Source organism: Streptomyces sp. NPDC006733 (assembly GCF_040636125.1).
Taxonomy (GTDB): Bacteria; Actinomycetota; Actinomycetes; order Streptomycetales; family Streptomycetaceae; genus Actinacidiphila.
The window spans coordinates 364,618-378,549 of the sequence record NZ_JBEYJD010000001.1 but is presented as its reverse complement, the minus strand read 5'-3'; the positions used below and the strand labels follow the sequence as shown (position 1 = coordinate 378,549).

Below are 13,932 nucleotides of genomic sequence, written 5' to 3'. Positions count from 1 at the left end.
GCCCTCCCCCACGTTTGGGATTGATCGCATGGGATCCGGCGCCCGGAAACAGGGTGATCCACCTCGGCACCGCACGACCGCCGTCGTGCCGCGTCCGTGGTGCCTGTTCCGGGTGCCGAATCCTTGCGTCTCGCCCCCTGATGGCGCCGGCCCCCACCGGCGCTGTGTCAGAAGCGTAGGGGCCGGGGGCGCCGATAGCGCCCGATTGGCAGAAGTGGCCGGTAGCAGCGGATGCATTCGGCCAACCCATGGGGCGCGCGGGAAGGCTGGTGCTCCGTCTCCCCGCCACAATCCGGTCGGCGGGGGTTTGGGACGGCGGGGTCAGACGCGGCGGGCGCCCGCCGACGGGACCGCCGTGAAGACCCGCGGCTCCTTCAGGCCCGCGGCCGCGAACGCCGAGACGACCGCCTCGGTGATCTTCTCCGCGGCGTCGCTCTCCGCGAGGACGATGGCCGAGCCGCCGAACCCGCCGCCCGTCATCCGCGCGCCCAGCGCGCCGGAGGCGTTGGCGGTGTCCACGACGAGGTCCAGCTCGGCGCAGGAGATCCGGAAGTCGTCCCGCAGCGAGACGTGACCGGCCGTCAGGACCGCGCCGATGTCGCGGGTCCGGCCCGCGTCCAGCAGCTCGATGACCTGCTCGACCCGGTGGTTCTCGGTGACGATGTGGCGGACCAGGCCGAGGATGCTCTCGTCCTGCCCGCCCTCGCGCAGCCGGTCGAGGGCCCCGGCCAGGCCGTCGAAGGGGATGTCGCGCAGCGCGGGCACCCCGAGGGCGGCGGCGCCGGCCTCGCAGCCGGCCCGGCGCTCGGCGTACGAGCCGTCGCTGTGCGCGTGCTTGACGCGGGTGTCCACGACCAGCAGCCGCATCCCCTCCGCCGCGAGGTCCAGCGGCACCTGGCGCTGCGACCCGTCCCGGGTGTCCACGAACAGCGCGTGTCCCTCGGTGCAGCAGGCGGACGCCGTCTGGTCCATGATCCCGGTCGGGGCGCCGACGTAGACGTTCTCGGCGCGCTGGCACAGCAGCGCCATCGCGGCCCGCTCGATGCCCAGCCCGTGCAGGTCGTTCAGGGCCAGCGCGGTCACGACCTCCAGCGCGGCGGACGACGACAGCCCGGCCCCGGTGGGGACGGTGCTCTCGTAGTGGATGTCGGCGCCGGTCAGCGGGTGGCCCGCCTCCCGCAGCGCCCACACCACGCCCGCCGGGTACGAGGCCCAGCCGTCGTCCCTGCCGGGCGCCAGCTCGTCCAGGCGCAGCTCCACGATGCCGCCGGGCATGTCGCCGGAGTGCACCCGCAGCAGGCCGTCGTCGCGGCGGGCGACCGAGGCCACGGTGGTGTGCGGCAGCGCGAACGGCATCACGAAGCCGTCGTTGTAGTCGGTGTGCTCACCGATCAGGTTCACCCGGCCGGGCGCTGCCCACACGCCCTCCGCGGCGGCGCCGAACACCTTCTCGAAAACGGTCACTTGGCGTTCTCCTGACTCTCCCCGCGCTGGGCGAACGCCCATGCGTCCTGGACGATTTCGGCGAGATCCGACCGGGTCGGACGCCAGCCGAGGACCCGCCGGGCCCGCTCGGCGGACGCGACCAGCACGGCCGGGTCGCCGCCGCGGCGCGGGACGGTGACCTCGGGGACCGGGTGGCCGGTGACCTGCCGGACGGTCTCGACGACCTGGCGGACGGAGAAGCCCTCACCGTTGCCGAGGTTGCAGATCAGGTGCTCGCCCGCGCCGCCCGCGGTCAGCGCCAGCAGGTGCGCCTGCGCCAGGTCGGCGACGTGGATGTAGTCGCGCACGCAGGTGCCGTCCGGCGTCGGGTAGTCGTCGCCGTAGACGGAGATCGCCTCGCGGCGGCCCTGCGCGACCTGGAGGACCAGCGGGATGAGGTGCGACTCCGGGTCGTGCCGCTCGCCGATCAGACCCCCGCCGACCGACCGGTACGCCCCCGCCACGTTGAAGTACCGCAGGGAGACGGCGGTCAGCCCGTGCGCCGCCGCCTCACCGGTGATCATGTGGTCGACGGCCAGCTTGGTGGCGCCGTACGGGTTGGTCGGCGCGGTCGCGTCGTCCTCGGTGATCGGCACGGACGCCGGCTCCCCGTAGGTCGCGGCCGTGGAGGAGAAGACGAGCCGGCGGACCCCCGCCTCGCGCATCGCGGCGAGCAGCTCCATGGAGCCCGCCACGTTGTTGCGCCAGTACTTGCCCGGGTCGGCGACCGACTCGCCGACCTGCGAGGAGGCGGCGAAGTGCAGCACGGCGTCGAAGGAGGGGTCGAGCACCTTGCCCGCGTCCTGGACGCGCCCCTCGACGAAGTCCGCGCCGGCCGGCACGCCCTCGCGGAAGCCGGTCGACAGGTCGTCCAGGACGGTGACCCGGTGGCCGGCTTCCAGCAGGTGGGCGGTGACGACGCTGCCGACGTAACCGGCGCCGCCGGTCACCAGGACCTTCAGGGGGGTGCTCACTGGCTCGCTACCTCTCGCAGTCGCTGTGCCGCGCTCTCCGGTGGCACGTCGTTGATGAACACACTCATGCCGGATTCGGAACCCGCGAGGAACTTCAGCTTGCCGGAAGTGCGGCGGACGGTGAAAAGCTCGAGGTGCAGCGCGAACTCGCCCCGGTCGGCCGCCGTGAACGGCGCCTGGTGCCAGCCCGCGATGTACGGCGTGCGCGGTTCGCCCTCCCCGAAGATCCGGTCGAAGCGCTTCAAGAGTTCCAGATAGACCTGTGGGAACTCTCTGCGGGCGTCCTCGTCGAGTCCCAGCAGGTCCGGCACCCGGCGGTTCGGGTACAGGTGCACCTCGTAGGGCCAGTGCGCCGCGTACGGGACGTACGCCGTCCAGTGCTCACCGGCCAGCACGATGCGGCGGCCGTCGGCGCGCTCGTCGGCGAGCACGTCGTCGAAGAGGTTGCCGCCGGTGCGCTCCCGGTGCTCCGCCAGCGAGCGCAGCATCAGCTCGGTGCGCGGGGTGGTGAACGGGTACGCGTAGATCTGCCCGTGCGGGTGGCCGAGCGTGACGCCGATCTCCTTGCCGCGGTTCTCGAAGCAGAAGACCTGCTCGACCCCGGGGAGCTGGGACAGCTCGGCGGTGCGGTCGGTCCAGGCGTCGAGCACCAGTCCGGCCTGCTCGGGGCTGAGGTCGGCGAACGAGGCGTCGTGGTCGGAGGTGAAGCAGACGACCTCGCAGCGCCCGGCGTCGCCCGCCAGGGAGGGGAAGCGGTTCTCGAAGACGGCGACGTCGTAGTCGGCGGCCGGGATCTCGCTCAGCCGCCCGTCGCGCGACGGGCACAGCGGGCACTCGTCGGCCGGCGGGTGGTAGGTGCGGCCCTGCCGGTGGGAGGCGACGGCGACGGTGTCGCCCAGCAGCGGGTCGCGGCGCAGCTCCGCGGAGGTGGCGACCGCGTCGAGCGGGCGCCGGTCCACGGCGTCCCGCACCACGTCGTCACGGGAGTCGTAGTAGAGCAGCTCCCGGCCGTCCGCCAGGCGCGTCGTCGTCTTCTTCACTCCGGGGGCCCCTCATTACACTTACTCAACAGAACCGCGCACAATGAACCACAAAACAACAGTAGCGTCAATGCGTCGGCCAGGAAGCGGTGAGATCGGCGGGGAGCGGAGGCACGGCGGCATGACGATGCCCCCGCGCACGGCGCGGGGGCATCGGGGTCAGGGGCGGTGGAACGCGGTCAGCCGCGGGCGGACACGCTCCCGGCCGCCACCCGGTCCAGCAGCCCGGTACGGGCCGCGAGCGCGGCCGCCTCCAGCCGGGAGCCGACGCCGAGTTTCATCAGCACCCGCTGCACATGGGTGCGCGCGGTACTGGGGGCGATGTTCATCCCGGCGGCGATCAGCCGGGTGTCCTCCCCCTCGGCGACCCGCATCAGCACCTCGACCTCGCGCGGGGTGAGCATCTGCAGCAGCCGGCTGCCCTCGTCGTCGGGCTCCGCCACCGGGTTCAGCAGCTCCGCGAACGCGCTCTGCAGCAGCTGCGGCGAGACCGCGACCTCACCGGCCCTGGCCTTGACCATGGCCCGCTCCACGCCCTCGATGCGCTCGTCCTGCCGCACGTAGCCCGAGGCGCCGGCCGCGAACGCCGCCGCGATCCCGCGCGGGCTCGGCACGGGCCCCAGCACGACCACGGCCACCGCCGAGCGCTCGCGCTTCACCCGTGACACGGTCTCGAACACGGCCGCGTCGGCCGGGGACGACGTGCCGATCAGACACACCTCGGGCGACCTGCTGAGGATCAGATCCGCCGCTCCCGCCGCCGGCGAGGCCGCGGCGAGCACCCGGTGGCCCCGGAGTTTCAGTGCCGAGGCGAGCGCCTCGGCGAGCAGCCGGTGGTCGTCGATGACGACAAGTCGTACGCCCATGTCGCGTTCCCCTATCCCCCCGAGGACCGATCGGGATCGGCCCCGGCGGCTCCACGTCCTGCCCCCACTTGTACGTAGCGCACGGCCCGCCCACTGTCCCGGCGGTGACCCTCGGCGGGCCCGGGTCTAGCCCCGGAAGCTACACGTTTGTTCGACGCGGCGCGCCCCTTACCGGTGAGAAGTACCCCTCAATTCCGAAATACCCGTCATTGATGGCCGGTTCGCAACCGGAGCGTCCCATCGTGCACAGAACGGGCCCACAACGGGACAGGTGTCTCGTTATGGGCCCGTCGGTGCGGTACTGGGGTTTTACCCGTCCACAGGGGTCAGCTGATGTCCGTGATCACCGCGGTCGACGAGGTCTCCCGCGCCGAGACGTTGACGGCGGTGACGATGAAGTGGCCCTTGTACAGCCACTGGTAGCTGTAGAGGTCCGAGAAGTCCCGCTCGGCCTTCTCGGTGTCCGCGCCGAACTTCATGTACGGCGTGTTCTTCTTCGTCTTCGGGTCCATGGCGTAGATCCCGCCGGGCTTCTCGTACCCGGACTCCTGGTACGCCATGACCTTGCCGTCCTCCAGGGCGATGACCCGCGCCTCGCCCGGGACGTCCGGCTTGACGGTCCACATCGGCTTGCCGGTCCGCAGGTCGATGGCCGCGATCTCGGTGGTCTGGCCGTAGCCGCCGCCCGCGTCCTTGTGCGGCTTCGTCGGTGTGTACAGCGTCGTGCCGTCGATGACGAAGTTGAAGCAGGCGCCCTCACCGGGGATCCGGCAGTGGATCCCGTAGTTGCCCTCGTAGCCGCCGTTGCCCAGCGACGTGTGGCCGACGAGCTTGCCGTTCTCCAGGTACATCAGGTCGGACATCAGGCTGTTGGTCGCGCCGATGCCGACGACCACCGGATCGGTGGACACGATGGCGGAGAGCTCGGTGCCCGCCGACACCTGCCAGGACCAGGTCGTCTTGTACGTCGTGGTGTCGACGCCCCGGACGAAGACCTCCTTGCCGCACTTCACCTCGACGACCAGCTGCTTGCCGCCGGTGTAGCTCTTGTCCTGGCAGTTCGACGACGGGACGGGCGCCCAGACCTGCGCGTGGGTGCTCAGCTTGTACCCGGCGTACCCGTGCAGCCAGGACACCGCGGCGATGTCACCGCTCACCGCGACCGTGGAGTACATGAACGTGCTGGCCGAGGAGCCGGCCGCGATGGGCAGCGGCACCTCCCAGAGCTTCTTGCCCTGGGCGATGTCGACGGCCATCAGCATCTCGCACTTGGCGCCGAACTGGATCGCGACCCGGTTGTCGGAGGCGGTGTCCGAGGCCGGGCAGGACTCGCCCGTGATCGGGATCGACCACTTCTCCGCGCCGCCCTGGAGCGCGAACCCCTTGACGGAGTCGGTCATCGTCTTCACGACGGTGTCACCGCTGAACCAGGTGTTCGGGATCTTGGCCTGGATCTCCTCGGCGGGCGGCCGCGTCGAGTCCTTGCTCCAGCCGATCTTGGCGTTGATGACGCCCTTCGGCTTGTCGTTGGTGCCGCCGGTCCCGGTCGAGGACTGGTCCGCGACCGGCTTCTTGCTGCCGCCGTCGTCCTTGGTCGCGAACCACACGCCGCCACCGATGACCAGCACCGCCGCGACGACCGCCGCGATGATCACCACGATCTTGCTGTTGCCACCGCCCTGACCGCCGCCGGGAGGCTGCGTGAACACGGTCTGCGGCGGGGGCGGACCCTGCGGGTAGCCGTACTGCGGCGGCGGAGCCTGGCCGGGCGGCGCCTGCGGGTAGCCGTACTGCGGCTGCTGCGGAGCCGGCTGCGCGTACGGGTTCTCCCCCGGCGGCACGGGCTGCGCGTACGGGTTGTCCGGAACCTGCCCAGGGGGCGGGGTCTGCGGATAGCCGTACTGCTGCTGCCCGTACGGCTGCTGGCCGGGCGGCGGCCCCTGCGGCGGCCCCTGCGGCGGCTGGGGCGCCTGCGGGCTCACGGCCGTCGGCGGATAGGGGGCCTGCTGGGGAGGCGGAGGCCCAGCAGCCTCGGGCTTCCCGAGGTTGGGCGGGTTGCCGGGCGGCGGGGGCGGCTGCGTCATCAGCAGGTCCTCATTCAGGCCATACCAGTAAAGGTCAGGTAAGCGGGAGTTCTCTTTCTATCACTGCGTTCCAGCCACTCCACGCGCCGGAGCCCGACCGTTACGCGCCCGCTACAAGCCCCACACGCCGGGGCGCGCACGCCCCGGCGTCATCCCAGCACCCACGGGCCTACTCGTCGTCGGCCAGCTCCAGCCAGCGCATCTCCAGCTCGTCGCGCTCGTCGCGCAGCGCGCGCAACTGCGTGTCCAACTTCGCGACCAGGTCGAAGTCGGTCGAGTTGTCCGCGATCTGCGCGTGCACCTTGGCCTCTTCCTGGCCGATACGGTCGAGCCTGCGCTCGACCTTCTGCAGCTCCTTCTTCGCCGCCCGCTCGTCCCGCGAGCCCGCGGCCCCGGCCGCCTTGCCCTTCGCCGCGACCGGCGCGGGCGCCGCGTCCGCCGCGATCCGGCGCCGCCGCTCCAGGTACTCGTCCACCCCGCGCGGCAGCATCCGCAGCGTCGAGTCGCCGAGCAGCGCCCAGACGTTGTCGGTCGTGCGCTCCAGGAAGAACCGGTCGTGGCTGATGACCACCATCGAGCCGGGCCATCCGTCGAGGACGTCCTCCAGTTGCGTCAGCGTCTCGATGTCCAGGTCGTTGGTGGGCTCGTCGAGGAAGAGCACGTTCGGCTCGTCCATCAGCAGCCGCAGGATCTGCAGCCGGCGCCGCTCACCACCCGACAGGTCACCGACCGGCGTCCACTGCTTCTCCTTCGAGAAGCCGAACTGCTCGCACAGCTGCCCGGCCGTCATCTCCTTGCCCTTGCCGAGGTCCACGCGCTGGCGCACGCTCTCCACGGCCTGGATCACCCGCCACGTCGGGTCGACCTCGCTGACCTCCTGCGACAGGTACGCCAGCTTCACCGTCTTGCCGACGACGACCTTGCCGGCCGGCGGCTGCTCGTCGCCCTGCGAGTACGCGGCCTTCGCCAGCGCCCGCAGCAGCGACGTCTTGCCCGCGCCGTTCACCCCGACCAGACCGATCCGGTCACCCGGGCCGAGCTGCCACGTCAGGTGCTTGAGCAGCACCTTGTCGCCGCCCTGGATCGTCACGTCCTCCAGCTCGAAGACGGTCTTCCCGAGCCGCGAGTTGGCGAACTTCATCAGCTCGGCGCTGTCCCGCGGCGGCGGCACGTCCGCGATCAGCTCGTTCGCGGCCTCGATGCGGTAGCGCGGCTTGCTGGTCCGCGCCGGGGCCCCGCGGCGCAGCCACGCCAGCTCCTTGCGCATCAGGTTCTGGCGCTTGCCCTCCTCGGTGGCCGCGCGCCGGTCGCGCTCGGCCCGCGCGAAGACGTAGTCGCTGTAGCCGCCCTCGTACTCGTGCACGTCACCGCGCTGCACGTCCCACATCCGGGTGCAGACCTGGTCCAGGAACCACCGGTCGTGAGTGACGCAGACCAGCGCGGAGCGCCGGTTCTGCAGGTGGCTCGCCAGCCAGGCGATGCCCTCGACGTCGAGGTGGTTGGTCGGCTCGTCGAGCACGACCAGGTCCTGCTCGTCGATCAGCAGCTTCGCCAGCGCGATCCTGCGCCGCTCGCCACCGGACAGCGGCCCGATCACGGTGTCCAGCCCCTGCGGGAACCCCGGCAGGTCCAGCCCGCCGAAGAGCCCGGTGAGCACGTCGCGGATCTTCGCGTCCCCGAGCCACTCGTGGTCCGCCTTGTCGCCGACCACCTCGTGCCGGACGGTCGCGGTCGGATCCAGGCTGTCGTGCTGCGTCAGCACCCCGAGCCGCAGCCCGCCCACGTGCGTGACGCGCCCGGTGTCCGGCTCCTCCAACTGCGCGAGCATCCGGATCAGGGTCGTCTTCCCGTCACCATTGCGGCCGACGACCCCGATGCGGTCGCCCTCCGAAACGCCGAGGGAAACACCGTCGAGCAGCGCCCGGGTGCCGTAGACCTTTCCTACGGCCTCGACGTTGACGAGGTTGACGGCCACTTTTACTCCATGCTGGTGCGGAACGATCGATCTCCCAGGGTAGTCGGGCCGCCGGGTGGACCGTGCCGTCAGCCCCCGGTGACGGTCCGTACTCACGGCAGCCTTGAGTTAGCACCGCTCATGCCGTGCGCCCTGCGGCGACCTGGCGTCATCGGCATGACCCTCCCCGTGAGCATCCCGCCGGCCGCACCCCGCCCGCCCGTGGTCGTCCGCGGACTCCTCGGAGCGCTGCTCATCGCCGCAGACCTGCTCACGTACGCGCTCTGCGACCCCGACCGCCAGTCCCTGGTCGTCCTCCTCCCCCACATCGCGGCCCCCGTGATCACGACAACCGCCCTGTACGGCGTCCTGCGCCGCGACGGCCGGGCGGCCTTCGGGGCGCTGGGGCTGGCGCTGCTGGCGGTGGCGTGGATAGCCAACGGCATGCTGGCCTCGGCCTGGGGCGGGGCCTGGGGCCGGGCCGCCCCGGTTTAGGGCTGGGCCGCCCCGGCCTTGAGCGTGCGGAGGAATGCGCGGAGCGCGGCGGGGGTGGTGCGGACGATCACGTCGGGATCGTCGGACTCGCGGAGGCGGATGGTTCCGTCGGCGGTCCGGGATATGTGGACGCAGTTCGCTTGCTCGGGGCTGTAAGAGGACTTCCGCCAGGGCAGAGAGGACATGTAGGCCGCCTTTCAGAGGCTCTGGGCGATGCTGTGGATCAGATCCCGCGATTTCTCCGGGGTCAGAGCCCCACTACTCATCCGGTCCAGCACGAGTCGGTACTTCACGAGTTGCGCCTCGGCGTCCAGGAACTCGCAGCCGTGCTCACTGTCCAGCTCAACGGTGTCCAAGAGCGGAACGGGTCCCGCTGCAAGGATGATCGACTGGCCTGTGGAGACAAAGGCACCAGTCCCGAAGGGGATCACCCGCACGTCAACGTTCTCGTGCTCGCTCATCTCGATGAGGTGATCCAACTGTCCCCTCGCAACGTCCCGGCCGCCAACCCCCATCCGCAGTGCGGCCTCATGCATGATCACGCCGTAGGGTGTCGGCCGATCGCCGTACAGGATCGCCTGCCGCTTCATTCGGTACGAGACGCGATGTTCGACGTCATGCGGGCGAAGCGGTGGAACGACATCTTGAAGCCCCGCGCGGACATGGTCCAGCGTCTGAAGCAGGCCGGGCATGTGAATGACGACGGCCACCCGCATCGCCGTCGCGTAGTGCTCCATCTCCGCAAGGTCGAGGAGCCCGGTCGGCAGGATGTCGCGGTACTCCTCCCACCAGCCCCGGGCACGCTTCCCCGTCATCGCGACGAGCGCCTCGATCAGATCCTCGCCGACGCAGTCGTAGCCGGATGCCATCGCGCGGACCCGGTCGGCGCTCACGGGGTGCCGTCCCGACTCGATGTTGCTGATGCGCGACTGGTTGACACCGAAAAGGGCCGCCGCCGCTGTCGCGGACAGGCCCGCCCGCTCACGCAGTTTGCGCAGCTCAGCGCCAAGGCGCTGCTGCCGCAGGGTCGGGGTACTGCTCTGTGGCATGGCTGCGCCCTTCTCGATCCGTGCACAGTGCGGCGGGTCACCCACACGAGCGCATCCTGAATGTATTCAAGTGAATCCCCGAATACTTCACAGTCGACGTCCTACAGTGTGACGCATGCCACTCGATGGCGCCGGAAGAGCACCGCCCGCCAAGGGCGACACCGCCACCGGGCCACCTGACCGGAGGCGATCCCCCATGCGTAACGACAACAACGTATCTGCGAACACTTCGTGTTCAGACGACTTCTGGACGTACACCCTCGCGCTCCCGCGCGACCGCAGAGCCGTCCGCATCGCGCGGGCGGTGACCCGAACCGTGCTGCACACGTACGGCCTGGCGCAGGTCAGCGACGTGGCGGAGCTATTGGCGAGCGAGTTGGTGACCAACTCGCTGCTGCACTCCGACGGGCCGTCCTGGATCCGGCTGAGCAATCCGCGCACAACGCACGTACGGGTGGGGGTGTGGGACTCCAATCCCACGATCCCCCCGCCGTTTCGCGGGGCGAGCCCGCCCGGTCCGCCCGAGTGTGCCGAGCGGGGGCGCGGGTTGCTGCTCGTGCGCGAATGTGCGGACCGGTGGGGCGGGTACGCACTCGGCGAGGAAGTGTTCGGGATGTGCGGGAAGTTGCTGTGGTTCGAGCTGGCCGCCTGATGGGGCCGCCCGGCGACCCCCTGGTCGAGGCGGCTCTGCGGGTGGCCGTCAGCGCCGTGGACCTGGCGGCGGCCGACCGCTTCGACCGGGAGCTGCGTGCCGCCCGGTGGGAGGCCGAACGCACGGGCAGTTCCGCGCCGTTGCCGCTCTTCGTGCACCGCTGGCGCACGTACATCGCCGCGCACGGACTACCCTGCCGCTCGTGACTGCCAGAGAGATCGCCGTGCGGGGCGTGCGTGTGGCGGGGGTGGCGGTCGTCTGCCTCTGCGCCCTCGTCGGGCTGACCGCCGTGTCGCTGATGGGTCTGTCCGCCGCGAACGAGTGCGAGCCGGGCGCCCACCCCTTCTGCAACGACAACGGCAGAATCCTGCTGTCCGTAGGGCCGATGGCCGTCGCTCTCGCGGCGGCTGCCGTCGGCAGCTACGGCGCGATGTCGCGCCGCCCGTGGCGCCCGGCGCTCTGGGTGATCGCGATGGGGGCGCAGCTCAGCGTGTACGCGTACGTGGCGAACCTGTACGGCTGAGGCTCCGCCGGTGGGGGCCGGCGTGCGAGCAGTGCGCAGTGGTGCGTCTGCGGCGCTGCGCACCTTGACCGGGCGGAGGGGAGGGCCCTGGCGCTGCGCGCCTGGCAGGGAAGCGGCTCGCTGCGCTCCCCGGGCGCGGACGGGGGCGACCCCGGCCGGTGGGGCGGCGCGGCTCGATGCGTAGCGGCACGGCTCGCTGCGCTCCCCAGGCAGGGCGGCGGTCGGCCCCGGCCGGTGGGGCGGCGCGGACGATCACCTCGTGCGGCCGGACGCTCGCTATACGAAGCTCCGTGCGTCCTAAGTGATCCACATCGTCCGGAACAACGCCCCACAAGACCCGACAGAACTTCCTCGTCACATCCGCCCCACATCTCGGCAAGCAAGGAAGGCCGGAAGGTCGCTCCGCCCGAGCGCACCCACCCGCACGGCGCTGCCCACGCCACGAGCCCCCATCTGGCAGGGGGCCGCGCAGCGGACCGCCCTCACTCCGTACACACACGCACGGGCCGCAGCGCACCACCGGATCCGGCCCACCGCGACCTCGCCGAGGGGAGCGCAGCGGACCGTCTCGCTGCCAGGCGCGCAGCGCCGGGGCCCTCCCCCTCCGCCCGGTCAAGGTGCGCAGCGCCGCAGAAGAACCACTCCGCACCGCCCGAACCGCAACCACCACACCACGCCGGCCGTCCCCACCGACCGAAAACGTAAAGCCGTTAAAAGCCCTTGAAGCCCGTCGGACTCCTCAGACCCGCCGGACCCGTCACACCACCGGGAGGATCGTCGCTCCCGGCGCCGGGGACGTCGTGACGCGGGTCGTGCGGCAGGTGCCGGAGGCCAGCACCGCTTCGGCGATCTTCTCGGCTTCTGCCGCCGTGCCCGCGAGGAAGGCGCACGTCGGGCCCGAGCCGGAGACCAGGGCGGCCAGGGCGCCGGCTTCGGTGCCCGCCCGCAGGGTGTCGGCGAGCGACGGGCGCAGCGACAGAGCGGCCGGCTGAAGGTCGTTGCTCAGGGCGGCGGCCAGCGCTTCGGGGTCGCCCGAGGCGAGGGCGTCGAGCAGGGCCGGGGCAGGGTTCGGGTCAGGGATGTCGGCCGTGGTGGAGCCCGTGCCGGACGCTTCGCGCAGCCGGTCGCACTCGTGGTAGACGGCCGGGGTCGACAGGCCGCCGTCCGCGACGGCGAAGACCCAGTGGAACGGTCCGCGCACGTCGAGCGGGGTGAGGATCTCGCCCCGGCCGCGTCCGAGCGCGGCGCCGCCGATCAGGTTGAACGGCACGTCGCTGCCCAGCTCGGAGCAGATCGAGAGGAGTTCGTCCTGCCGGCTGTTCAGCCCCCAGAGCGCGTCGCAGGCGAGCAGCGCGCCCGCGCCGTCGGCGCTGCCGCCCGCCATGCCGCCCGCGACGGGGATGTCCTTGGCGATGTGGATGTGGACGTTCGGCTCGATGCCGTGCCGTGCGGCGAGCTCGACGGCCGCGCGGGCGGCGAGGTTCGTGCCGTCCAGCGGGATCTGGGCGGCGTCCGGGCCGGACGCGGTGATCCGCAGGCCGTCGGCGGGGGTGACGGTGACCTCGTCGTACAGGCCGACGGCGAGGAAGACGTTGGCGAGGTCGTGGAAGCCGTCGGGCCGCAGGCCGCCGACGGCGAGCTGCGCGTTGACCTTGGCGGGGATCCGAACGGTCACGGAGGCGGCCGTCGCAGCGGGCAGGCTCACTCCGCCCCCTCCACGGACTCCGCAGCGTTCGCCGTCTGTGCACCCTTCGCGGACCCCGCACTCTCCGCCGTCCCCTCAGCCTTCGCCGCCTCCGCCACGACCGGCTTGTGCTCGGCGATGGCCGCGAACTCCTCGACCGTCAGCGCCTCGCCGCGTGCCTGCGGCGAGATGCCGGCCGCGACGAGCGCGGCCTCGGCGGCCGGTGCTGAGCCGGCCCAGCCGGCGAGCGCGGCCCGCAGGGTCTTGCGGCGCTGGGCGAAGGCCGCGTCCACGACGGCGAAGACCTCGCGGCGGGTGGCCGTGGTCTTCGGCGGCTCGTGGCGGACCAGCGCGACCAGGCCGGAGTCGACGTTGGGGGCGGGCCAGAAGACGTTGCGGCCGATGGAGCCGGCGCGCTTGACGTCCGCGTACCAGTTCGCCTTCACCGAGGGGACGCCGTAGACCTTGTTGCCGGGCTTGGCGGCCAGCCGGTCCGCGACCTCGGCCTGGACCATGACGAGGGTGCGTTCGATCGTCGGGAACGTCGCCAGCATGTGCAGCAGCACCGGCACGGCCACGTTGTACGGCAGGTTCGCCACGAGCGCGGTCGGCGGCGGTCCCGGCAACTCCTTGACCTGCATCGCGTCGTTGTGCACGAGCGCGAAGCGGTCGGCGCGGGCGGGCATCCGGGCCTGGATGGTGGGGGTGAGCGCGCCGGCGAGCACGTCGTCGATCTCGATGGCCGTGACGCGGTCCGCCGCTTCCAGCAGCGCCAGCGTCAGCGAGCCGAGGCCGGGACCGACCTCCACGACGGTGTCGCCGGGCAGGACTCCGGCCGTCCGCACGATGCGCCGCACCGTGTTCGCGTCGATGACGAAGTTCTGGCCCCGCTGCTTGGTGGGGCGTACGCCCAGCGCGGCGGCCAGTTCGCGGATGTCGGCGGGACCGAGGAGGGCGTCGGGCTCAGTGGTGCTCACGTACTCAGCGTACGGGCCCCGGGGCCGCCGCCCCGCATGTCCCCGCCGCTCATGCGCTCAGACGCCCAGGCGCGCAGGCGCCCAGCCACAGCTCCGTCGTGGCTCCGTCGTGGCTCGGCCGCCGCTCAGCCTCCTCAGCCGCCCGGCCG

General features: G+C 71.7%; 14 protein-coding genes. 4 read left to right on the top strand and 10 right to left on the bottom strand.

Going from position 1 to position 13,932, the window contains the following annotated elements:
• Window positions 1-321: 321 nt before the first annotated feature.
• The 6 genes from galK to ABZ721_RS01675 all read right to left on the bottom strand — a co-directional run bounded on the left by galK (window position 322) and on the right by ABZ721_RS01675 (window position 8,424).
• A complete protein-coding gene (gene galK / locus ABZ721_RS01700; protein ID WP_358786525.1) occupies window positions 322-1,464 on the bottom strand; it encodes a galactokinase in 1,143 nt (380 codons plus the stop codon).
• Entirely contained in the window at window positions 1,461-2,459 is a 999-nt protein-coding gene (gene galE, locus ABZ721_RS01695) for a UDP-glucose 4-epimerase GalE (protein ID WP_358786524.1), read from the bottom strand. The genes galK and galE overlap by 4 nt, the downstream gene beginning before the upstream one ends.
• Entirely contained in the window at window positions 2,456-3,499 is a 1,044-nt protein-coding gene (gene galT / locus ABZ721_RS01690) for a galactose-1-phosphate uridylyltransferase (RefSeq protein ID WP_358786523.1), read from the bottom strand. Before galT ends, galE begins: the two co-directional genes overlap by 4 nt.
• Window positions 3,500-3,678: 179 nt before the next feature.
• Complete coding sequence (locus tag ABZ721_RS01685) at window positions 3,679-4,365, bottom strand: LuxR C-terminal-related transcriptional regulator (RefSeq protein WP_358786522.1); 687 nt, start codon at window positions 4,363-4,365, stop codon at window positions 3,679-3,681.
• Between the two features lie 326 nt (window positions 4,366-4,691).
• On the bottom strand, window positions 4,692-6,449 hold the full coding sequence (locus ABZ721_RS01680) for a hypothetical protein (RefSeq protein WP_358786521.1): 1,758 nt from the start codon (window positions 6,447-6,449) through the stop codon (window positions 4,692-4,694).
• A gap of 169 nt (window positions 6,450-6,618) precedes the next feature.
• Window positions 6,619-8,424, bottom strand: a complete 1,806-nt coding sequence (locus ABZ721_RS01675) for an ABC-F family ATP-binding cassette domain-containing protein (protein WP_358786520.1) — start codon at window positions 8,422-8,424, stop codon at window positions 6,619-6,621.
• A gap of 156 nt (window positions 8,425-8,580) precedes the next feature.
• Between ABZ721_RS01675 and ABZ721_RS01670 the strand changes: the two genes are divergently transcribed.
• Complete coding sequence (locus ABZ721_RS01670; protein ID WP_358786519.1) at window positions 8,581-8,898, top strand: hypothetical protein; 318 nt, start codon at window positions 8,581-8,583, stop codon at window positions 8,896-8,898.
• Here the strand turns inward: ABZ721_RS01670 and ABZ721_RS01665 are convergent.
• Both ABZ721_RS01665 and ABZ721_RS01660 read right to left on the bottom strand, forming a co-directional pair.
• Window positions 8,895-9,083, bottom strand: a complete 189-nt coding sequence (locus ABZ721_RS01665; RefSeq protein WP_358786518.1) for a DUF397 domain-containing protein — start codon at window positions 9,081-9,083, stop codon at window positions 8,895-8,897. The genes ABZ721_RS01670 and ABZ721_RS01665 overlap by 4 nt on opposite strands.
• Before the next feature lie 12 nt (window positions 9,084-9,095).
• Complete coding sequence (locus ABZ721_RS01660) at window positions 9,096-9,947, bottom strand: helix-turn-helix transcriptional regulator (protein ID WP_358786642.1); 852 nt, start codon at window positions 9,945-9,947, stop codon at window positions 9,096-9,098.
• Between the two features lie 115 nt (window positions 9,948-10,062).
• Here ABZ721_RS01660 and ABZ721_RS01655 point away from each other — a divergent pair, with 115 nt between their 5' ends.
• The 3 genes from ABZ721_RS01655 to ABZ721_RS01645 are packed head-to-tail and all read left to right on the top strand — an operon-like array spanning window position 10,063 to window position 11,122.
• Entirely contained in the window at window positions 10,063-10,599 is a 537-nt protein-coding gene (locus ABZ721_RS01655) for an ATP-binding protein (RefSeq protein WP_358786517.1), read from the top strand.
• A complete protein-coding gene (locus ABZ721_RS01650) occupies window positions 10,578-10,805 on the top strand; it encodes a hypothetical protein (RefSeq protein ID WP_358786516.1) in 228 nt (75 codons plus the stop codon). Before ABZ721_RS01655 ends, ABZ721_RS01650 begins: the two co-directional genes overlap by 22 nt.
• Window positions 10,802-11,122: a hypothetical protein gene (locus ABZ721_RS01645; protein ID WP_358786515.1), complete on the top strand. Its 321-nt coding sequence runs from the start codon at window positions 10,802-10,804 to the stop codon at window positions 11,120-11,122. Before ABZ721_RS01650 ends, ABZ721_RS01645 begins: the two co-directional genes overlap by 4 nt.
• A gap of 757 nt (window positions 11,123-11,879) precedes the next feature.
• Here ABZ721_RS01645 and ABZ721_RS01640 read toward each other — a convergent pair.
• Together ABZ721_RS01640 and rsmA are read right to left on the bottom strand one after the other, a co-directional pair.
• On the bottom strand, window positions 11,880-12,821 hold the full coding sequence (locus ABZ721_RS01640; protein WP_358786641.1) for a 4-(cytidine 5'-diphospho)-2-C-methyl-D-erythritol kinase: 942 nt from the start codon (window positions 12,819-12,821) through the stop codon (window positions 11,880-11,882).
• Window positions 12,822-12,823: 2 nt separating this feature from the next.
• Window positions 12,824-13,783, bottom strand: a complete 960-nt coding sequence (gene rsmA, locus ABZ721_RS01635) for a 16S rRNA (adenine(1518)-N(6)/adenine(1519)-N(6))-dimethyltransferase RsmA (RefSeq protein WP_358786514.1) — start codon at window positions 13,781-13,783, stop codon at window positions 12,824-12,826.
• Window positions 13,784-13,932: the final 149 nt, after the last annotated feature.

What these genes read in the sequence shown, in the direction of transcription:
- ABZ721_RS01685 (WP_358786522.1), bottom strand. Translation starts at nt 4,365, where the DNA reads ATGGGCGTACGACTTGTCGTCATCGACGACCACCGGCTGCTCGCCGAG.
- ABZ721_RS01680 (WP_358786521.1), bottom strand. Translation starts at nt 6,449, where the DNA reads ATGACGCAGCCGCCCCCGCCGCCCGGCAACCCGCCCAACCTCGGGAAG.
- ABZ721_RS01670 (WP_358786519.1), top strand. Translation starts at nt 8,581, where the DNA reads ATGACCCTCCCCGTGAGCATCCCGCCGGCCGCACCCCGCCCGCCCGTG.
- ABZ721_RS01665 (WP_358786518.1), bottom strand. Translation starts at nt 9,083, where the DNA reads ATGTCCTCTCTGCCCTGGCGGAAGTCCTCTTACAGCCCCGAGCAAGCG.
- ABZ721_RS01660 (WP_358786642.1), bottom strand. Translation starts at nt 9,947, where the DNA reads ATGCCACAGAGCAGTACCCCGACCCTGCGGCAGCAGCGCCTTGGCGCT.
- ABZ721_RS01655 (WP_358786517.1), top strand. Translation starts at nt 10,063, where the DNA reads ATGCCACTCGATGGCGCCGGAAGAGCACCGCCCGCCAAGGGCGACACC.